Annotated in this window: 17 protein-coding genes; 11 read left to right on the top strand and 6 right to left on the bottom strand. The window is 63.9% G+C overall.

Annotated features, from left to right (window positions below):
• Positions 1-124: 124 nt before the first annotated feature.
• Positions 125-1,681: a TM0106 family RecB-like putative nuclease gene (locus B0E55_RS06510; RefSeq protein WP_080909424.1), complete on the bottom strand. Its 1,557-nt coding sequence runs from the start codon at positions 1,679-1,681 to the stop codon at positions 125-127.
• Between the two features lie 124 nt (positions 1,682-1,805).
• On the opposite strand from B0E55_RS06510, the gene B0E55_RS06515 reads away from it, so the two are divergent.
• From B0E55_RS06515 to cysC, 8 genes are all read left to right on the top strand, one after another.
• Complete coding sequence (locus B0E55_RS06515) at positions 1,806-2,459, top strand: DUF6474 family protein (RefSeq protein WP_003944178.1); 654 nt, start codon at positions 1,806-1,808, stop codon at positions 2,457-2,459.
• Between the two features lie 14 nt (positions 2,460-2,473).
• Positions 2,474-2,989: a hypothetical protein gene (locus tag B0E55_RS06520; protein ID WP_019746333.1), complete on the top strand. Its 516-nt coding sequence runs from the start codon at positions 2,474-2,476 to the stop codon at positions 2,987-2,989.
• A gap of 52 nt (positions 2,990-3,041) precedes the next feature.
• Positions 3,042-3,710: a YcnI family copper-binding membrane protein gene (locus B0E55_RS06525; protein WP_020905708.1), complete on the top strand. Its 669-nt coding sequence runs from the start codon at positions 3,042-3,044 to the stop codon at positions 3,708-3,710.
• Positions 3,710-4,228: a copper resistance CopC family protein gene (locus tag B0E55_RS06530; protein WP_029254160.1), complete on the top strand. Its 519-nt coding sequence runs from the start codon at positions 3,710-3,712 to the stop codon at positions 4,226-4,228. Before B0E55_RS06525 ends, B0E55_RS06530 begins: the two co-directional genes overlap by 1 nt.
• Before the next feature lie 4 nt (positions 4,229-4,232).
• Positions 4,233-5,174: a copper resistance D family protein gene (locus B0E55_RS06535; RefSeq protein ID WP_080909313.1), complete on the top strand. Its 942-nt coding sequence runs from the start codon at positions 4,233-4,235 to the stop codon at positions 5,172-5,174.
• A gap of 122 nt (positions 5,175-5,296) precedes the next feature.
• The gene (stf0, locus tag B0E55_RS06540) at positions 5,297-6,106 is read left to right on the top strand and encodes a trehalose 2-sulfotransferase (RefSeq protein WP_019746329.1); all 810 of its coding nucleotides are present in this window, start codon (positions 5,297-5,299) and stop codon (positions 6,104-6,106) included.
• On the top strand, positions 6,103-7,017 hold the full coding sequence (gene cysD / locus B0E55_RS06545; protein WP_019746328.1) for a sulfate adenylyltransferase subunit CysD: 915 nt from the start codon (positions 6,103-6,105) through the stop codon (positions 7,015-7,017). The genes stf0 and cysD overlap by 4 nt, the downstream gene beginning before the upstream one ends.
• Complete coding sequence (gene cysC / locus B0E55_RS06550; RefSeq protein ID WP_080909314.1) at positions 7,017-8,897, top strand: adenylyl-sulfate kinase; 1,881 nt, start codon at positions 7,017-7,019, stop codon at positions 8,895-8,897. The genes cysD and cysC overlap by 1 nt, the downstream gene beginning before the upstream one ends.
• Here cysC and B0E55_RS06555 read toward each other — a convergent pair.
• From B0E55_RS06555 to B0E55_RS06570, 4 genes are read right to left on the bottom strand one after another with little or no spacing between them, the layout of a single operon-like run.
• Positions 8,894-10,264, bottom strand: coding sequence for a sulfatase family protein (locus B0E55_RS06555; RefSeq protein ID WP_020905704.1), 1,371 nt, complete (start codon positions 10,262-10,264; stop codon positions 8,894-8,896). The genes cysC and B0E55_RS06555 overlap by 4 nt on opposite strands.
• Before the next feature lie 56 nt (positions 10,265-10,320).
• A complete protein-coding gene (locus B0E55_RS06560; RefSeq protein WP_080909315.1) occupies positions 10,321-13,518 on the bottom strand; it encodes a carboxyl transferase domain-containing protein in 3,198 nt (1,065 codons plus the stop codon).
• Complete coding sequence (locus tag B0E55_RS06565) at positions 13,515-15,212, bottom strand: AMP-binding protein (protein WP_080909316.1); 1,698 nt, start codon at positions 15,210-15,212, stop codon at positions 13,515-13,517. Before B0E55_RS06565 ends, B0E55_RS06560 begins: the two co-directional genes overlap by 4 nt.
• Before the next feature lie 25 nt (positions 15,213-15,237).
• Positions 15,238-15,873, bottom strand: coding sequence for a TetR/AcrR family transcriptional regulator (locus tag B0E55_RS06570; RefSeq protein WP_080909317.1), 636 nt, complete (start codon positions 15,871-15,873; stop codon positions 15,238-15,240).
• 1 nt (position 15,874) lies between these two features.
• Between B0E55_RS06570 and B0E55_RS06575 the strand changes: the two genes are divergently transcribed.
• Complete coding sequence (locus B0E55_RS06575) at positions 15,875-16,054, top strand: hypothetical protein (protein WP_060938715.1); 180 nt, start codon at positions 15,875-15,877, stop codon at positions 16,052-16,054.
• 1 nt (position 16,055) lies between these two features.
• Here the strand turns inward: B0E55_RS06575 and B0E55_RS06580 are convergent, their stop codons facing one another.
• Positions 16,056-16,643: a DinB family protein gene (locus B0E55_RS06580; RefSeq protein WP_080909318.1), complete on the bottom strand. Its 588-nt coding sequence runs from the start codon at positions 16,641-16,643 to the stop codon at positions 16,056-16,058.
• Between the two features lie 18 nt (positions 16,644-16,661).
• On the opposite strand from B0E55_RS06580, the gene B0E55_RS06585 reads away from it, so the two are divergent.
• Both B0E55_RS06585 and B0E55_RS06590 read left to right on the top strand, forming a co-directional pair.
• Positions 16,662-17,909, top strand: coding sequence for a hypothetical protein (locus B0E55_RS06585; RefSeq protein WP_021342377.1), 1,248 nt, complete (start codon positions 16,662-16,664; stop codon positions 17,907-17,909).
• Positions 17,910-17,974: 65 nt separating this feature from the next.
• Entirely contained in the window at positions 17,975-19,624 is a 1,650-nt protein-coding gene (locus tag B0E55_RS06590) for an MFS transporter (RefSeq protein ID WP_019746318.1), read from the top strand.

The following is a 19,624-nucleotide window of genomic DNA, read 5'->3' on the forward strand; positions in this document are numbered from 1 at the left end:
CGTGGAGCCGACCAGATGAAGGTAGCGCGGATGCGGGCTCGGGACACACGATGACGAGAAACTACGAATTGAAACACACTGTTAAATAGGATGTTTCAGACAATAGCGACAGAACGGATCGGCGCTACAACTCGGAAGCCAGCGGAATTTCCTTCTCCGCGCGGTCCGTCATCCACTCACGTAGAACCTTGGTGGCAATGACGTCGTCCTCGTTGTATTGCAGGATGCGTGTCCGCTGCGTCTCGTCCGGCTCACCGTCGTAGCCGATCGCCTCGCGGTACCACGCCATCGACGCTTCACCACCGGCTTCGGCGTCACGCCAGTTGAACCCGGCGACGGGGGCAATCTTCTTGAGTCCCTTGCCGTTCGGGCAGATGAACTGATCACTCACCGCTTGATAGATGTCGACCCACTGCGGACTGTCGATGAACTCGCGGATCTCGTCCTTGCTCGGAATCCCGGGCTCACCGGCAAACCTGCGCGCCGAGTCCAACAACCACTTGTCCTCGGCCGAACGCGAATAGCAGTACGCGGCAAAGGTTTTACCCGAAGCAGCGGCTGCGGCACGCTCCGCCATCAGCCAGCCCCAGAACTCCGCGAACGACCGCGCCTCGTCACGCGTCGGCAGCGGATCCCACGTCGCAAATCCTCGATACATCGAGAAGCCACCGACATTGAGCAGCGTTCCCCACAGGTAGGCGCCGTGCTCCTGATAGCTCTCCATGTCGACGTCGATCTCGATGTCCGCCCGAGTCACCGAGATCTTCTCGAACCGCCGCACCAACGGAGCATCTGCCAACCACGCCTTGGCGATCACGACTGCGTCGTCGAAATTTCCGTGCGGCCAATCCTCGAGCGGCTCACCGTCCCAGGCGGCCAGCTGATCTATCGTGTTGCAGCCGACGTCGCGCAGAAGCTCCGCGCGCGATCCGACAGCCACCAGGCTGACATCGCGGTTGCGAACCAACTCCTGCTTGCATTCGGTCCACCACGGGCACGACTTGCACTCGCTCACCTGTGAAGGGGACGTCAGCACCTCACCGCGGGCAACAGCGATACGGTCGGCGAAACGCTCGTCGTAATCGTCGAGAATCGCACTGAGGTCGTGGACGAGGACGCAGTCTCCGTTGTATCCGATCGCGCCTGCCGTGAGCGACGGGCTCGCCAGCCCACGACGCTCGAGCATCCGATAGACCTGCGCGACGCGCATCTGATCGCGGACCTGACTGCGGACCTTGCGCTTGGGATCGACCGCGGGCTCCCATTCGAAGAGCCCCGAGGTGATCGCGCCCTGGCCGGGATCGGTCACCTTGTGATTGACGACAATGACGGGGATGTACCCGCCGCCCTCGTCGTCACGGATGAGCATTTCGCAGCGGCCCTTGCGTCCGGTGTCGCGCTCGACGGGCAAGACCGCGCCCCAGATCCGGTCCGCGCCGGCCTCACAGGCAGCAAGTGTGTCGCGAGCCTGAGCCGACGCCGATTGATCAGGGTTGATCTTCACCCAACGCTCGGGAGCAGCGCCGATCACGAGTTCGGCGATCTCCGCGCGCTTCGCGATCGCGGCTTCCTGGCGCTGCTTGACGCCGGTGTCGACGGGTTCCGAAGCCGATTTCCCGGGAAACAACCCGTCCAGACGCACCCGATGACGGCATCGGGTCAACGCCCCCGAATCGATGATCGGGAGCTGGGGCGCGGGGTTGTTAACGGAACACACGATGACGAAGATTATGTGCTCCCCTAGGCTGAAGCCGAAGCGCAGGTACCTGGCAACACACAAACACCTGGAAACGGGGTCCTTTTCGATGGGGTTGTTCAAGAAGCGAAAGTCTCGTGCCACCCGCAAGGCGGAGGCAAAGGCTCTCAAGCACAAGGCTGAGGTCGAGGCGAAGCTCAACGCCAAGAGCCAGCGTAAGCGCGACAAGGTCGAGACCAAGTCGCTCAAGAAGCTGGAGAAAGCCGAGATCGAGTCACAGCACAAGATCGAAAAGGCGCAGATCGCGACCCTGAAGGCGCAGGAGAAAGCCGCTGCGAATCAGGGCCTGACTGTCGCCAAGGTGCGTAAGTACCTTGGTGTGGCACGTCTGCTTGCCCCCGTTCTCCTGCCGATCGCCTACCGCGCTGCCACGGCAGTGCGCGCCCAGCTCGACACCACGCGCGCGCAGAAGATGGGCATCGCCGTCGACCAGCTCGGTGACTACACCGGTCACGGCGCGAAGTTGAGCGCTCGTATCGCCGGTGCCGAGAGCTCGGTCACCGAGATCCTCAGCCGCAAGCCCGACGACGCGGAGACGCAGCGTTTTGCCGCCGCCATCCGTGAGCGCCTCGGCGATCTCAGCACGGCAGTTCGCGCTGCCGAGCAGATGCCGCAGGCTCGCCGTAAGGCAGCTCACCAGGCAATTTCTTCCGAACTCGACGGCGTCGAAGCAGATCTGCTCGCACGTCTCGGCGTGCGCTAGACCTGAGAACGCCAGTGAGAGCAGCCGAGCAGACCGCGACCCTCCGGGGGATCTCTGTCGGTTCCGCTTCGGCTGCTCTCGCTGTCGCCGCGCATGGAATCGGCGGAGGCGAGCTGCCACAGTCGTCGTCGCTGACCCTGCTACTCGCCGTCTGCGCAACCGTCGGCGCCGTGACGGCCACCCTTCCCGCCCTCTCCCGGGGGCCCGCTGCCCTGATCGTGGCTCTTGGCCTGGGTCAGCTTGCCGCCCACACCACCATGACGCTCTCCGAGCACGCTCATTCGCCCGCTCCGGGATTGGTGATGCTCGGTGCTCACGCCGGTGCCACCGTCGCCTGTGCGGTGGCGGTCCTGGCCGCCGAGCGCCTCTACCGCGTTGTCACCCACGCTCTCCACGTCGTCCTGGCGTCCCTGGCTCCCGCCGCCGTCACTTCCCGCGGCCACACCGTCTCGACCGGAATCCATCACGGACCCGTCGACGCCCTTCTTCGCGCCAGCATCTCGCGGCGCGGTCCTCCTGCCCTGGTCTGAAGATTCGTAGAACTCCCCACCCCGTCACCAGACCAAGAGGACACTTCCCGACATGAAGAACACCCTGATTTCGCGTGCGGTTGTCACGACCGTCGCTACCGGCAGCGCTGTGCTGCTGGCCGCCGGAATTGCTTCAGCACACGTCAGCGTCGTCGCACCAGGAGCCACCCAGGGCGGATACTCCGTTCTCACGTTCCGCGTGCCCACCGAATCCGACACCGCTTCGACCACCAAGCTGACGGTGGCCCTCCCCGACCTCAAGTCGGCACGCACCGAACCGATGCCCGGTTGGACCGCCGTCGTCGAGAAGGACCCCACCTCGCTGGTCGCGAAGTCCGTGACCTGGACGGCCGACCCCGGCGTCGGAATCGCCCCCGGCCAGTTCCAGCAGTTCGTCCTTTCCGCCGGCCCGCTGCCGGAGCAGGAAGAGGTCGAGTTCAAGGCCGTGCAGACGTACAGCGACGGCAACGTCGTCAACTGGGATCAGGAAGAACTTGCCGACGGCAGCGAGCCGGACAAGCCCGCGCCGACGCTGACTCTCGCCGCATCCACCGGCGATGCTCACGGAGCGCCTGCTGCCGATAACACTGCCGAGACGTCCGCTGCTTCCGAATCTTCTTCGTCAGACAACACCGCGCGCTGGCTCGGCGGCGTCGGCCTGGTGCTCGGCGCCTTGGGCGCTGCACTCGGCCTCGGCGCACTGGTCAGGAGCAAGCGCTGATGAGTACCCGGATCAAGGTCATCACCGTCGGCATGCTCGCGATGCTGGCCACGATGCTCGGAATGGGCACGGCCAGTGCGCACTCCGCGGTTGTCGGCTCCAACCCGGAAAACGGCGCTTCCATTCAGGTTGCGCCTGACAAGGTTTCGGTCACGTTCAACGAGGCTCTGCAGGCGCAGTTCGCGGCACTGACGGTCACCGGCCCGGACGGCAACCTCTGGACCAAGAGCGATCCGTCCGTCGAAGGACCCACTGTCAGTGCAGACCTCGGCGATCTCGGGCCGACCGGCGTCTACACCATCGCGTACCGAGTCACTTCCGCCGACGGTCACCCCGTCAACGGAACTCTGACCTTCACCCTCACCGAGGCGGGGTCGGGCACTCCCGGCGCTGCCGCCGCATCGAGTACGGGTGAGTCGGAGTCCGGCAGCATGCCGGTGTGGATCTTCATCGTCGCCGGCGTCGTCGTGTTCGGCGGTGCGCTGTTCTTCGTGCTGCGTAAGCCGAAGTCGAGCTGATCGCGTGACGGGTACGGCAAACAGGTGGTGGTTGCTGTTTGCCGTACCCACAGCTCTGCTGGGAGTCCTCATCGCCTGGGGCCTCGCGAGTCCGTCGGGACCCGAATCGTCGAGCACTGTCCGCGTTCTCGCGATTGGATGCGGCTCGTTGACGCTCGGCATCGCGACGCTTGCCTGGATGGGCCGCAATGAACGCCGCCCGGCAACAACCCCCGCGATCATGTGGACTCAGCTCACCGCGGCGGCAGCGGTTTGGCTCGTCGCCGAGATCACGCTCCTCGTGCTCAATGCCGCAGCCGCAGACGGCGCCCCGGTCACCTCACTGACCATCGGGCACTTCGGCGCATTCGTCTCCGAGGTCAACGTCGGCCGCGTCGGTGTCGCGATCATCGCGTGCGCGTTTGCCGTGGTCTGTTACGGCATCTACGGGTTCACCAATCCCGAGACGGTGCCCGTCGCACCGGCATTGGTCGTCTCCGCGTTGGCGCTCGCTGCCCGCCCGATCACCGGGCACATGGCGCAGCAGAGCTTCGGATCGATCCTCGACGCCGTTCACGTCCTCGCTGCGGCCTTGTGGTTCGGAGTGCTCGCCGCACTCGCGCTTGCCGTACCGTCGCGCGGTGCCTGGGCGATCTGGTTGCCCAGGTACTCCGCCCTCGCCTGGCGATGCGTCCTCGCGTTGGTCGTCACCGGTATCGTCAACGCCGTCGTGCGACTCGACTCGCTCTCCGCCTTCTACGACACCGCTTACGGCCGGGTGATCCTCGCCAAGATCGTGGCGATCGCAATGCTCGTCGCACTGGGATGGTGGTGGCGCCGGACATGGGTGGTCGCAAGTGCTGCACACCGCATGAGTTCGGACGGATCCCTGCGCCGCGCCATCGGTGAAGTTGTCTTCATGGCCATCGCATTCGGGCTCGCCGCGGCCCTTGCGACAACTGCGTAAGACGTGCCTCAGCACAAGATTTCGTGACCCGCACATTTAACGTTTCACGTCGAGATTTAACCTCTACGTGAGTTTATTTTCCCAGCTTGCGGCGGTTTCCGGCCACCCTTAGCGTTGCTCGCATGACGGAGGCCCAACGCTCGTTTCTCGTCTGCGCTTCGCAGCGCAGTGGCAGTACTTTGCTGGTCGAATCCCTGCGAGCAACAGGGGTCGCGGGTGAGCCGGAAGAGTTCTTCCAGTACCTCCCCGAGACCTCGCGTTCGCCGCAACCGAGGCAGTGGTTCGAAGACGTCACGGACGAGTCCGTCCTGGGGCTGCTCGCCCCGTTCCACCCGGGTACGCCGGACACCCGCACCTCCGAGCAGTGGCGCACACAACTTCTCGAACTCGGCCGAACACCCAACGGAGTCTGGGGCGGCAAGCTGATGTGGAATCAGACACCGCTCCTGCTCGATCGCGCAGCCGGATTGCCGTGGCGCAGTGGGACAGATCTACGTTCCGCACTCCACGACACTCTCGATCACGACCTGCAGTTCATCCACGTCTATCGAGAAGATGTTGTCGCTCAGGCTGTATCGATGTGGCGAGCCGTGCAGACGCAGGTCTGGCGCGACGACGCGACCCCACCGAATCTCTCGGACGGTGCGCAGTACAACGCGCTCGGAATCGCACACCTGGTGACGATTCTCGGTGAGCAGGAACGACAGTGGAAGCGCTGGTTCGAGGAAGAGGACATCTCCCCCATCGAGATCGGGTTCCGCGATCTCACCGAAGACCCGCAGTCCGTGGTCGCAAAAACCCTCATTTCCCTCGGTCTCGACGGACAACTGGCCCCACCACCGCCGCTGCGTCGTCAGAGCGACGGACGCTCCCGCGAATGGGTGCAGCGTTATCGCATCGACGCCGAACAGAACGGATACCCCGTCACATGAGCACCGTCACCGATGTTGTCGACGAACTCCGAGTTCTCGAATCCGAAGCGGTTCACATCATTCGAGAGGTGGTGGCAGAACTCGAAAGACCGGTACTGCTCTTCTCAGCCGGCAAGGACTCGATAGTCCTGCTTCGACTCGCCGAGAAGGCGTTTCGACCCTCCCCACTCCCTTTCCCGGTCCTTCACGTCGACACCGGTCACAATTTCGAGGAAGTCATCGAATTTCGCGACCGCCGAATCAAGGAGGGCGGGCACACACTTCTGGTTGCTTCCGTTCAGGATTCGATCGACCAGGGTCGAGTGCAGGAGTCGACCGAGACAAGCGGATCGCGAAACCGCCTGCAGACCAGAACTCTGCTCGACGCTCTCGAAGGCGGGCGATTCGACGCCGCATTCGGCGGCGCCCGCCGGGACGAGGAACGTGCGCGAGCCAAGGAGCGAGTCCTGAGCTTCCGTGACGAGTTCGGCCAGTGGGACCCTCGGGCGCAACGGGCCGAACCGTGGTCGCTCTACAACGGTCGGATCAGACGCGGAGAGTCCGTTCGTGTCTTCCCGCTGAGCAACTGGACAGAACTCGACATCTGGCGCTACATAGCCCAGGAGGAACTGGAACTGCCGCCCATCTATTTCGCGCACGAACGGCGGGTATTCGAGCGCGACGGAATGCTCCTCGCTGCTTCGGAATTCAGCACCGACGCCGAGAACGCCGCGGCAACGACCGAGTGGGTGCGATATCGAACCGTCGGCGATCTGACCATCACCGGCGCCGTTCGATCGCACGCCACCACCATCGACGACGTCGTCACCGAGATCTCGGCCGCGACGGTTTCCGAACGAGGCGAGACTCGCGCAGACGACCGAACCTCGGTCGCCGCGATGGAAGACCGAAAGCGTGAGGGCTACTTCTGATGACCACCACCATCACTCGCCAACTCCTGCGGCTGGCCACGGCGGGTAGCGTCGACGACGGCAAGAGCACGCTGATCGGCCGACTGTTGCACGACACCGACAGCCTGCCAACCGATCACCTCGATTCCGTGACCGACGAGCACGGTGTCGCCGACCTGGCTGCACTCTCCGACGGATTGCGCGCCGAGCGCGAACAGGGCATCACGATCGACGTCGCGTACCGATTCTTCTCCACTCCGACCAGAAGTTACGTACTTGCCGACACCCCGGGACACGAGCGCTACACGCGCAACATGTTCACCGGCGCGTCCAACGCTCACGTAGCGGTCCTGCTGGTCGACGCGAGAACCGGCGTGCTGCGTCAGACGCGTCGACACGCCAGAATCGCAGCGCTACTTGGTGTTCCGAACCTTGTGGCCGTGGTGAACAAGATCGATCTGGTGGGCTTCGACGAAGCGAGATTCGCGCAGGTACAGGAAGAATTGCGGGTATTGGCACGCCAGCTCGGGCGAGGCGACGTACTTGCCATCCCCGTCTCCGCGAAAGCCGGCGACAATGTCGTGACCCGCTCGGAGAACACCGCGTGGTACAACGGGCCGACACTTCTCGAATATCTCGAAGGCGTCGAACTCCATGCGCCCGCGACACACATCGAGGAACTTCGGCTTCCCGTGCAGTGGGTTTCGCGCCCCGATCCGCAGAATCGGCGCCGGTACACCGGCCGAATTTCGGCGGGCACACTGAGCGTCGGGGACGAGGTAGTGGTACTGCCGTCCGGATCGAAGAGCACCGTGATCAGCCTGGACACCCTCGACGACAACCGCAGTACTGCTGTTGCACCACTGTCGGTTTCGGTGGAACTGGCCGACGACATCGACGTCGGACGTGGCGACGTTCTGGTCAGCGGCGGTGCGCAGGCCCATTTGCCGGTTCTGGCCCGAGAACTCGAAGCCACGATCTGCTGGTTGTCGAACACTCCATTGCGCGCGGGCGATCGGATAGCGCTCAAACATACTTCCCGGACCGTGCGAGCGACCGTTCAAGAACTGCACACCCGACTCGACCCCGAGACGCTCGACGAGCAGGACAGCCCAGTCGAACTGGGGCTCAACGACATCGGAACGGTCACGCTCCGAACTAGTTCCGTGGTCGTCGCCGACACCTACGACCACAATCGGGACTCTGGCGCCTTCATCCTGATCGACGAGCAGAGCAACGACACCGTCGGCGCCGGCACCATTCTCGAGCCACGCGTCGTCGTTCCCGGTGAGCAGACCCGCAACGACATCAAGTGGCATCCGTCTTCACTCGAACGTCAGCGGCGGTGGGCGTCGACGACCCAGAAGGGCGCGACGATCTGGTTGACCGGCCTACCTGCCTCCGGAAAATCCACCGTCGCTGCGGCTGTCGAACGTGCGCTGGTCGACGCGGGACGAACCGCGTATCTCCTGGACGGTGACAACGTCCGCCACGGTATCTCCGACGATCTCGGGTTCTCGCCGGGAGACCGGGCCGAGAACATCCGGCGCGTCGGGCATCTCACTCGGCTGTTCGCCGATGCCGGCGTCGTGGCCATCGCGTCGATGGTCTCACCGCTGCGTTCGGATCGAGCAATTGCGCGTGCTCTCAACGAAGCTGCCGGGCTCACCTTCCTCGAAGTTGCCGTCACCACTCCCGTCGAAGAATGCGAACGCCGAGATCCCAAGGGCCTGTACGCGCGTGCGCGGGCCGGTGAACTGAAGGGGCTCACCGGAATCGACGCACCGTACGAGACTCCGGAGGACCCGGACCTGGCTTTCGACACGACAGGCGCTGACATCAACGAACTGGTCGGGCGGGTCATCGCATTGTTGGAGGAGCGCGAAACCGCTAGGCCCTAGGGGTTTTCGGTGTCCGACTCGAGGTAACCGCGGTCCGCACTGTAGGCGGACCGCACGTTGGGTCGGACACCGATCTTCTCGAGGTACGCCGCCATGCGATGCACCGCCATCGCGCTTCCCAATGCCTCGTCCGGGAGACGATCATCCGTTTCGGCGCGCCACGTGTGAAGCTGCGAGGACAATTCCGCCTGTATTGCCGAGACTTCCGGTCGATCGATCAGATTGATCTTCTCGTCGGGGTCGGCACGGAGGTCGTACAGCTCCCGGGGTGCGCGTACCGCCAGATGCTCGGTGCCGAGCGCCTTTCCGGAAAGACTGTCCTCGATGTCGAGCGGTAGATCCAGAGCGGGGCGGACGGCGTAGTTCTCGATGTAGCTGTAGTCCTTGGTGCGCACCGCGCGAATGGGATCGAAACTGTCGTGAAAGGTCTTCTCCGTGAACAAGGAGGTCCGGACGGGTTCGGACGGCTCGGTTCCACGATCGACGAGGGCATCGGCGTGCGAGCGCCCTTCCACCTCGGTGGGGACGTCGATACCGAGGAGATCGAGAATGGTCGGAACAAGATCCACACCGCTGAACAGTGTCTCGTATTCCTTTCCGCCACTGCGATACCGAGCCGGAGGGCGAGCGATCAACGCAATGCCGGTGCCGGGGGCGTAGAGCGTCGACTTGGCACGTGGGAACGCGGCGCCGTGATCGGTGAGGAAGAAGACCCACGTGTTCTCGTCGAGCCCCTCTTCCTCGAGAGTCCCGAGCAGATCACCCACCGCGGCGTCCGCTACCTCTACGCTGCCGTGGAATTCGGCCAAGTCCTCGCGTACCTGCGGCACGTCGGGAAGGTATCCGGGAACCTCCAGCGCTGCGGTGTCCGCCGGGGTATAGCGATCGGCCGGGTACGGCCGATGCGTTTCGAAGAACCCCGTGGTGAGAAGGAAAGGCTCGGGCGGGAAGCGTCGTAGCCAGTTCTGGGCACGCGGAACCACGTAGTCGCAGAACGAGTTCGTGACGTCGTACTCGTGATAGCCAAGTCGCTTCGGGTACGCAGTCTCGTGCTGCATGCCGAAGAGCGAGGTGTACCAACCGTTGTCGGAGAGGATCTGCGGAAGCGTCTGCACCTCAGCGTGGTACTCCCAGCCGTGGTGCGCCAACCCGATCAGACCGTTGTTGTGCGGATACCTGCCCGAGAAGAGAGAACCGCGCGAAGGTGAGCACAGCGGCGCCGTCGCGTGTGCGTCGGTGAACCGGATGCCCTCTGCCGCCAGCCGGTCCAGGTTGGGGCTGTTGACCCCGGCGACACCGTAACTCGCGAGGTGTCGGCCCAGGTCGTGCCAATGAATGATCAGGACGTTATCTCGCGCAGCCGACACGTGGGCAAGGCTAGTTGCCCTGCCCACGTGCAGCAACAGCTCGAATCAGCAGGATCTCAACTGTTTCTGCCGAGCTGCCTGATCCAGGCGCGGGTGTCGGCGGGATCGATGACATCGTCCAGTTCGAACGTGGTGGCCGCCATCAGCGCCTTGCCCTGTGCGTAGGCCAGTTCCACGAACTGACCGAACAGAGTTTCCCGAGCCTCCGGGTCTTCGACGGATTCGAGTTCCTTACGGAAACCGAGGCGCACGGCACCTTCCAGACCCATCGGCCCGATCTCGCCGGTCGGCCACGCCACCGTGAACTCGGGTGCGTGGAAGGAACCACCGGCCATCGCCATGGCGCCCAACCCGTAACCCTTGCGCAGGATGATCGTTCCGAACGGCACCGTCAGGCGAGCACCGGCAACGAAGAATCTGCCGAACCTTCGGACCGTCGCCTCCTCCTCCGAGTCCGGACCCACCATGAATCCCGGTGTGTCGCAGAGGGTCACCAGAGGGATGCGGTGCGCTTCGAGCAGTTCCAGGAAATCCGAAGCCTTGTCCGAGGCTTCCGCGTCGATCGCTCCGCCGAGATGCTCGCTGCTGTTCGCCAGCACTCCGTACGGAACTCCTTCGACACGAACGAGTGCCGTCACTACACCGCGACCGTAATCTCGACGCAGTTCCAGGACGCTGTCGACGTCCGCGATCGCCTCGATCGCTCCACGAACGTCGTACGAGCGCAGGCGATTCTCCGGGACCACGTGCCGGGAGAGCAGCGGATCCGGAGCCGTCCACTCTCCGCTCGCACCCTGGAAATAACCGAGGTACTGCTTGGCCAGCGCCACCGCATGAGCGTCGTCGTCAGCCACCAGGTGTACGACGCCGTTACGGCGCTGCACGTCGATGGGGCCGATGTCCTCGGGGCGGAAGTTTCCGAGCCCGCCGCCCTCGACCATGGCAGGGCCGCCCATGCCGATGTTGGCGTCGGGCGTCGCGATCAGTACGTCGCAGGCGCCGGCCAGGGCCGCGTTGCCCGCGAAGCAGCGGCCGGACACGACAGCGACCATGGGTACGCGGCCGCTCAGCGCCGCCATGGCACGGAAGGTTCCCAGTTCCAGGCCCGCTCCCGCCCCTGCATCGGTGTCACCGGGGCGACCACCGCCGCCTTCCGCGAACAGCACTACCGGAACTCGCTTGCGATCGGCGATCTCGAGCAGGCGGTCGGTCTTGGCGTGATTGCGCATGCCCTGGGTACCGGCGAGCACCGAGTAGTCGTACGAGATCACGACGCTCTCGCCGCCGCTGATGGTCGCCACTCCGCCGATCAGACCGTCAGCAGGAGTGTTGGCGATCAAGTCTTCCTCGCTTCGCCGACTGCGCTGCGCAGCCAGTGCGAGAGCGCCGTACTCGACCAGGCTGTCGTCGTCGACCAGGTCGTAGACGTTCTCGCGAGCAGTCCGCCGCCCCAGCTTGTGGCGCTTGGCCACTGCCGCGGGCCGCGCCGCGTCCAGGGTCACCTCGTGGCGAGCGATGATCTCCGCCAGATCGGGACGTACGTCGTCGAGGTCCACCTCGTCGACCTCGGCGAGCTTCGATCCCGCGCTTGCGCTACGGACGACGAGCAACGGTTCGCCCGCACTCACCGATCTCCCCGGTGACGACAGGATCCGGACCACTTCGAGGTCACCGGGCGCCGAGAGAACATGCTGCATTTTCATCGCTTCGAGGACGGCGACCTGGCCACCCGCATGGACGCCGTCACCGACTGCGGCAAGTTCGACGACGATTCCCGCCATCTGTGCACGGACCACGTCCTCGTCCGGCGCGATGTCCACACTCGCGGAGGGTGTTTGTGGGCCCGCTTCGGGAACGAGGTCCGCCAATCGAGAACCCAACCAGTCGACGTCGACCAGGCCGTTGCGGAAGTCCTTGTCCGACAGTATTGCCTGCAGGAATTCGAGGTTGGTCGCCACGCCGTCGATGGTGAACTCACTCAGAGCAGCAGTCGACTTGCGCACAGCGGCAGGAAAATCCGATCGACGCGTGTGGGTGACGACCTTCGCCAGCAGCGAATCGTAACGCGCACTCGGCGAGAGTCCGACCGTACCGAAGGTGTCCACTCGCACGCCGGGTCCGCCAGGAGGAGTGAAGTTGTCGAGCGTGCCAGAGGACGGTAGCGCATTGCCGTCCGGCGTCATGGTTTCCATGTTGACGCGGGCCTGTATCGCGATCCCCGACGCCGACGCCACGGATCCGACTGTCTCCGATACCTTCTCGACAGCAGTGATTCCGGTTGGCAGGTCCAGGTCCTCGAACGGAACTCCGTCCGCGATAGCGAGTTGCACGGCGACGAGGTCGATTCCGGTGACCTCTTCGGTCACCGTGTGCTCCACCTGAATTCGGGGATTGACTTCGAGGAAGACGAATCCGCGTTCCTCGACCAGGAACTCGACCGTCGCGATGCCTCGGTAGCCGACCTCGGCGCACAGCCTTGCGGCCGCAGCGTGAAGACGCTCGCGCAGGGCCCCCGACAGCCCCTGCGCGGGCGCAACCTCGATCAACTTCTGATGCCGACGTTGGACGCTGCAATCACGGTCACCCAGAGCGATCGCGTGGGTTCCGCCTTGCCCCGGCGCCGCCACGATCTGCACTTCGATGTGCCGAGCGTGCTCACTGAGTACCTCGGCGAACAGTGCCGAACTGCCGAATCCCGACTGGGCTTCGGCCGCACACACACGGTACGCGTCGTCGAGCGCTTTCGGGTCGCGCACCGCGCGCATGCCGCGGCCACCGCCGCCGCTGAGCGCCTTGATCATGATGCCGCGGGAGTTGCGCCCGAAGAATTCACGCACCTCGTCGAGGTCGGCGTTCGCCGATGTCGACGGCAGGACCGGTACGCCGGAGTCGACCGCCGCAGTGCGGGCGCTGGCCTTGTCGCCGAAAGTCCGGAGAACCTGGGCGTCCGGGCCGACGAAGACGATGCCCGCCTCGGTACACGCCTGCGCGAATTCGGCATTCTCACTGAGGAATCCGTAGCCCGGGTGCACGTGCGTGGCGCCCGTTTCGGCCGCGATCTTCAGCAGTGCGCTCTGATCGAGATACGCGGATGCGCCCGAAGCTCCGAGCGGCACCGACTCCGTGGCCGCCGCGACGTGCGGACTGGACGCGTCGTCCTCGGCGTAAACCGACACCGTTTCGATCCCGAGTTCACGGGCAGTTCGAATGATCCGCAGCGCAATTTCGCCGCGGTTCGCAATCAGCAGTCTCACTTTTCCCCCTGAGTGCGCTCGAACAGATCGCCCTTGCGCACCTTTCCTGTTGCAGTCATCGGAAGCGCCTCGAGCACTTCCACTTCGGGCACCTTGTACGTAGCCATGTTCTCCTTGGCCCACGAGACGATCTCGTCGGCCGCGGTGTCGGAACCCTCGACCAGCTGGACAAACGCAAAAGCCACCTGCCCCTTGTCCTGGTCCGGTTTCGGTACCACCGCAGCCTTTTCGATCGCCGGGTGCAGCATGAGCAGCGCTTCCACCTCGGAGGGGAAAACACTCATGCCGTTGGTCTTGATCATTTCCTTGTTTCGCGCCAGGTAGTGCAAACCACCACGCTCACTGAACTTTCCGACATCGCCGGTCTGCAACCAGCCGTCACGGATGGCGTCGGCGGTGGCAGCCTCGTTGCGGTAGTACGCGGAAAGGATGGACGGGCTGCGCACGATGATCTGTCCGTGCTCACCGACGGGAACCGGCCTGCCGTCGTGATCGACGATCAGAACGTCGGTGCCGGGCACCGGAATTCCGCAGAACACCGGCTCGCTTTTCAGGTCGTAGTCGCCGTCCTGGAAGCCGAGGGTGATCGTGTCCGCGGTGTGGGTTTCGGTCATTCCGTAGCTCGCTTCGCGCAGAACGCCGCCGGTAGCCTCGCGCCACCGCTGGCGCGTGGCCGGATCGAGTTTGAGAACAAACGAGACTGCCATGGCGTTCTGGAGTGTCGAGAGATTTCGCTCCGAAAACCCTGATGTGTCCATCAGTTCGACGTAATTGTCGACGGTTCCGACCAGCGAAGTCACACCGTAGGTCTCGACCGCGTCGAGCGTGGTCTCCGCATCCCAACGATTCAGCAGGACAACGGTTCCGCCGTTGACGAGCGGAACCAGAATGCCGAAGTCCTCACCCGCGATCCAGAAGATCGGCAGAAACACCAGGGATACCGGCGGATTGGCGCCCACCTGGTCACCACCGGCAAGCGTCGCGGTGGCCGCGGTGTAAACCATGTGGCGCTGAGTGTGCTCACAGCCCTTGGGCATTCCCGTCGTTCCGCCCGTGTAGTTCAGGGCGGCGAGGGAATCGAGTTCGGTGGCAACGGGAGTCGCCCGCTCACTGGTGATGATCGACTGCCAGTCGCTCAGGCGCGGATCGTCGACCTCGAAGGGCAGTTCGACGGTGGGGATCGCAGTCAGCATGTCCGATACTGCCGTCTTCGCGACGTGTTCGAGTGGAGTCTGTGAACGAACCTTCTTCACCAGCTTCGAGAAAGTGTTCTGCGTCAGTAGTACCTTGACGCCGGCATCGTTGAGTTCGTGAATCAATTCGTGTTCACGGAAGAGCGGATTGATGGGCACGTGAACCGCACCGGCCTTGAGAATGCCGAGCATCGCGATGTGGAACTGCGGGCAGTTGACCAGGTGAACGCCGACACGATCGCCTCGTTCGACTCCGAGTGAAAGCAGCCATCCGGCAAAACGATCCGAAAGCTCGTCGTACTCGGCGTACGTGATGACGCGGCCGTAAAAGACGATTGCGGGAGTATCCGGCCGCTCGAGCGCCCAATGCCGCAAGTAGTCGACAAGTCCCCCGCCTTCGAGCGGATACTCGACGGCGCGGGGAATCCCGGCGGGCCAATGCGCCTGCTGCAGCGCAGTGATTTCCGCCAGAGCCGCTTCGAGCACGTCTTGTTCTGCCACCGATCACTCCATTCGTAAAAGAAATCTATTTCGACTCTTCGAACCCGATCAACCGTTCGGACATCGTCGTCATATCTGCAATGAACTGGTTCTGCTCTTCGACACTCGCCTTACTCAGTCGTGCTCCACCGGCCATCTGTGCGTCCGAGATCATCTGAACGAGCACCGGGGGCGAAACGCAGGGATCTACATCGTGAACCTGTCGAATACGTTCGACGAAGCGTACGTAGCGGCTCACGAGCTTTTCGCGAACTGCTGACCAACTGCGCTCGACCTCGGAATCCACCCGCGCCCGGTGCTCGATCACCGCGAGCAGGTCCCCGTAGGTGTACACGGCCGTGATGAACGCCGACGTGGTCGTTCTGAGAACTTCGCGTAGATCCTCGGCCGCTGGCCCCTCCATGTGCTGGGCGTCGAGAAACCGTCGGCACATCATTTCGGCGACGGCACGGAAGGCCTCGTCCTTCGACGAGAAGTACGCGTAGAAGGTCGCTCGGGACACATCAGCCCTGGTGGTGATTGTCTCGACGGTCACGGCGTCGTATCCGAGTTCGCCGAAACAGAGAGCAGCGGTGTCGAGCAGGCCGGCCCGACGTGGACCGTCCCCGAGCTTGCGGGCTGTCCGCGCTCGCTCCTGCGTTTCGCTGGTGGTCACCGTCACAGTGTGTGTTGACGTTGACGTCAATGTCAAGAATTGCGGCATCCTCGCCGCCGTTCTCGTCGGCTCAGTCGCGAAGATGGGCGAGAAGAAAATCGTCTCCCGGATCACCCGTGGGGCCGGCGACATGGTCGGCCCCGCGATCGTTGTCGTGGTGATCGGTGCGGCAGCGGTATTCGAGTAGTTCAGGCGTGGGGGGCCTCGCGTGCCGCCGTCTCCAGACGGTCGTTGTACTCGGCCCACCACCCCTCATCACCGGGAGCCAGATTGTTGTCGCCCGCCTTCATCCCAGCAGCTCCGTCGATCAGCTCCCGCACGATGTCCGCGTGGCCGGCGTGCCGATGGATCTCGGTGACAACGTGAACGAGTATCCGGTGCAATGTGACGTCGCGACGATCCTCCGGCCAGTGCTTCACGAAGCCGGGGGCGTCCAGATCGTGCTGCTCGATCGTGGCGTCGGCGAAAGCCCAGGTGCGGCGATAGGTTTCGACGATGTCGGCACTGGACTCATCGGCGCGGGCCCACATGTCGACGTTGAGTTCCTCCGAACGCAACCACGCCGGTAGATCGGGAACCCGACGGCCGAACGTCGGACCGAAATACCCGAGCTCGACGCCGATCATGTGTTTGACCAGTCCCAACAAGTTGGTCCCTGTCCGGGTCATCGGACGCCGAATGTCATACTCCGACAGCCCGTCGAGCTTCCAGACGAGCGCGTCACGTGCTGCCTGCAGGTACCGCTGAAGATCTTCCTTTTCCGAGTTGGTGGTCATGAAACCAACCTAAACCGAGTGGAGCAGACATTGACAGCGGTGGAGGATCTGACCGAGGTTGCCTCCCGGGCCGTCGCCGCCGAGCGTGACGCCCGGTCGGTGCGCTGGCACAACCCGGCAGCCGTCCGCAAGGCCGCCGCGTCCGTGCGTGATTCGCTCGACGACGAACGATCAGCGCTGAGCCGACCGTCGTACAGCGGGTTGTCGCCGTCGCCGCACATGGCTCGCCAACTCGAACTGATCACGACGTTGCAGCCGCCGCTGCCCGCCGACGCCGGCATCAGCACCGCCGCGCAGGCCGAGGCCGACGCCGTCGCCGCGGTGACCACCGCGCGGATAGCCTTGCGCGCCGCCCACCTTGCGGTTCTCGAAGCACGCGTCGCCGCGCTCGATGCCGGAGATACCGATACCGTCGCCGCCGCGATCCGCGGTTACGTCCCGCTGAACTCGGGCAACCCCGTCGTCCGGCACGTGCAGGATCTCGGCTCCCGGATCCGTGAGGAAGCACGGCACGTCGTGAGTGGCAAGCCTCGGTCGATCGCTTTTCGACTGGGGCTGAGCCTCGGAATGGGCTTGGCGTACCTGGCATTCATTCGCCTCTTCCAGTGGGACGCCAAGGAAGATCGACTGCCTTACCTTGCGCTGTACGCACTCTCGGGTGTGGTCGGAAGCGTCGTGTGCACCAATGCGCTCAGCTTCGACGCCGGCCGCGTCCGTGCTGCTTTGTCCGGCGGAACCAGGCTCTGGCACGTCCTCGTCGCGAAGAATGCGATGATGCTGCTTCTCGTCGGCAGCGCCGGGTTCTTGCTCAGTGCCATCCTCGCGTGGCGCTCCGGAAGCAGTGCTGATCTGGTGAAGGCGTGCGGTCAGGTACTGACCATGATCCTGCTGTGGCTCGGCGTCGCCAACGTGATGTCCGTGGCCTTGCCGCTGCGGGCCGAACCGATGACGGCGAGGCGCCACGACGGCACGTGGAAGCAGTTCCTGCTGTCTTTCGTCATCTCGTACGGTGTCGGACTGATCGTCAATCTGATGCTCTACTGGCGAGTCTGGGCGAAGACGACGCTGCTCGAGCAGATGGGCGGTCCGTGGATTCCGGTCCTGTTGCTCCTCGCGAGCGCGGCCGCGACGTGGCTGTTGCTGACCGTCCTTGCCGTACTCCTGGCCGAGCAACCACGCTTCCGGCGCGCCTTGCAACGGGAGATGGTGGTCTACCGCGAAGAAACCAACCACTTGCAGGCGACCATTCAGCACAATTCCGGCTAATGTAACCGTGCGTGGCTGATCCGGGCACGCCGCGAGTACACGCAGTGTCGAGGAAGGCGTGACCCATGATGTCCGTAAAGCCTGGCGCAGCCGATACGTCGGCCGCCGTAACCACCGCCTCCTGGCTACCACTGATCGTGGTGGTCCTCACGCAGATTCAGGCGTCGTTCGCCGTCAATGCGCTGACCGTCTCGATGGCCGGCATCACCACCGATCTCGACACTCCTGCAACAAGTGTCGGCACCGCGATCACCGCAGGCACCTTTGCCATGGCTGCCTTCATTCTGCTGGGCGCCAAGATCGGCGCCCGCTACGGGACGCGTTTGGTCTTCCAGATTGCCGTCGCGATTCACGGTCTCGCGATGGCTGCGGTCGCTCTGAGCCAGAGCCCGGCAATGCTGTTCGTGGCGCAAGCCGCGTCCGGCGCCGTGATCGCTCTCATCGCCCCCGCGTTGACGGTTTTCATCGCCACCAACTTCAATGGCGATCAGCAGGCAAAGGCCATCGGTTACCTGGCAGCAGCAATCCCCGCAGCCGGTGTGCTGGCACTACTCATCGCCGGTTCCTTCGCGACGACCATCGGGTGGCGTTACTCCTTCGCCCTCGTCGTGGCGCTCGCCGTGGTCAACCTGGTCCTGAGTTTCCGTGTCAAACCTGTTCCCCCGCAGAAGGACATCACCATCGATTGGGCCGGCGCCGCACTGGCTGCCGTTGCCGTCATCCTGCTCAGCTTCGGTTTCAGCGGCCTGAACTCGTGGGGCGTCATTCTGGCCACCGACGCTGCGCCGTTCTCGGTCATCGGTGTTTCACCCGCGGCCATCCTGATAGTCCTCGGCACCATCTGCGCGCAGGGATTCTTCCAGTGGACGCGAAGCCGCAAGGCGCAGAACAAGCCTCAGCTCTTCAATCTCGACGTCCTCAAGACCGGCGCCGAGCGCGCCACCACGATTTGCATGGCGACGATGATGTTCGTGGGAACCGCGGCCAACTTCCTCATTCCGCTGTACATGCAGATCATCCAGGGCCGCAGCAGCTTGCAGACGTCGTTCTCGATCATCCCGTACACACTCTCGATCTTCATCGCGAGCACCGTCGTCGCGCGCCTGTACAAGACGTACTCCCCGCGTCTGATCGCACGAGCCGGGTTCGTCGTTGTTGCCGCTGGACTCATACTGTTGGCCTTCACCATTCGTGGTGACTGGCATCAGATCTTTGTTGTCATCGGCCTTATCACCCTCGGCCTCGGGCAGGGCGCCATCGTTGCGCTGGTGTTCAACACCCTCCTCACCGCAGCTCCCAAGGAACTGGCCGGTGACGTCGGCGCCTGGCGAGGACTGGTACACAACATGTCCGGCAGCGTCGGCATCGCGGTGGCCAGCGTGTTCGCCGTCGGAATCCTGGGTACCCTCGTCAGCTCGCAGCTGATCGACAACCCCACCATCCCGGCATCGCTCAAGGTCGAGTCAGGGATCAATCTCGACCAGGTCAACTTCGTCCCCAACGATCAACTCGTCGTGACGCTCGAAAACACCTCCGCGACACAGGCACAGATCGACGAAGCCATCCGGATCAACACCGAAGCGCGCCTGCGCGCACTGCGAACCTCGCTGCTCGTACTCGCCGGGCTCTCTCTGCTCGCCATCATTCCGGCCGGGCGCATGCCCAACGAAGTACCTGCTCTGGACGAACCGCAACCCACGAAGGGCAAGAAGTAA

Origin of the sequence: Rhodococcus sp. 66b, from assembly GCF_002076325.1 — a bacterium.
In the GTDB taxonomy this organism is placed as follows: Bacteria; Actinomycetota; Actinomycetes; order Mycobacteriales; family Mycobacteriaceae; genus Rhodococcus_F; species Rhodococcus_F erythropolis.

Excerpts from the sequence above, each read along its gene's own strand:
- B0E55_RS06530 (WP_029254160.1), top strand. The coding sequence starts at position 3,710 with ATGAGTACCCGGATCAAGGTCATCACCGTCGGCATGCTCGCGATGCTG.
- B0E55_RS06515 (WP_003944178.1), top strand. The coding sequence starts at position 1,806 with ATGGGGTTGTTCAAGAAGCGAAAGTCTCGTGCCACCCGCAAGGCGGAG.
- cysD (WP_019746328.1), top strand. The coding sequence starts at position 6,103 with ATGAGCACCGTCACCGATGTTGTCGACGAACTCCGAGTTCTCGAATCC.
- stf0 (WP_019746329.1), top strand. The coding sequence starts at position 5,297 with ATGACGGAGGCCCAACGCTCGTTTCTCGTCTGCGCTTCGCAGCGCAGT.
- cysC (WP_080909314.1), top strand. The coding sequence starts at position 7,017 with ATGACCACCACCATCACTCGCCAACTCCTGCGGCTGGCCACGGCGGGT.
- B0E55_RS06590 (WP_019746318.1), top strand. The coding sequence starts at position 17,975 with ATGATGTCCGTAAAGCCTGGCGCAGCCGATACGTCGGCCGCCGTAACC.
- B0E55_RS06580 (WP_080909318.1), bottom strand. The coding sequence starts at position 16,643 with ATGACCACCAACTCGGAAAAGGAAGATCTTCAGCGGTACCTGCAGGCA.
- B0E55_RS06525 (WP_020905708.1), top strand. The coding sequence starts at position 3,042 with ATGAAGAACACCCTGATTTCGCGTGCGGTTGTCACGACCGTCGCTACC.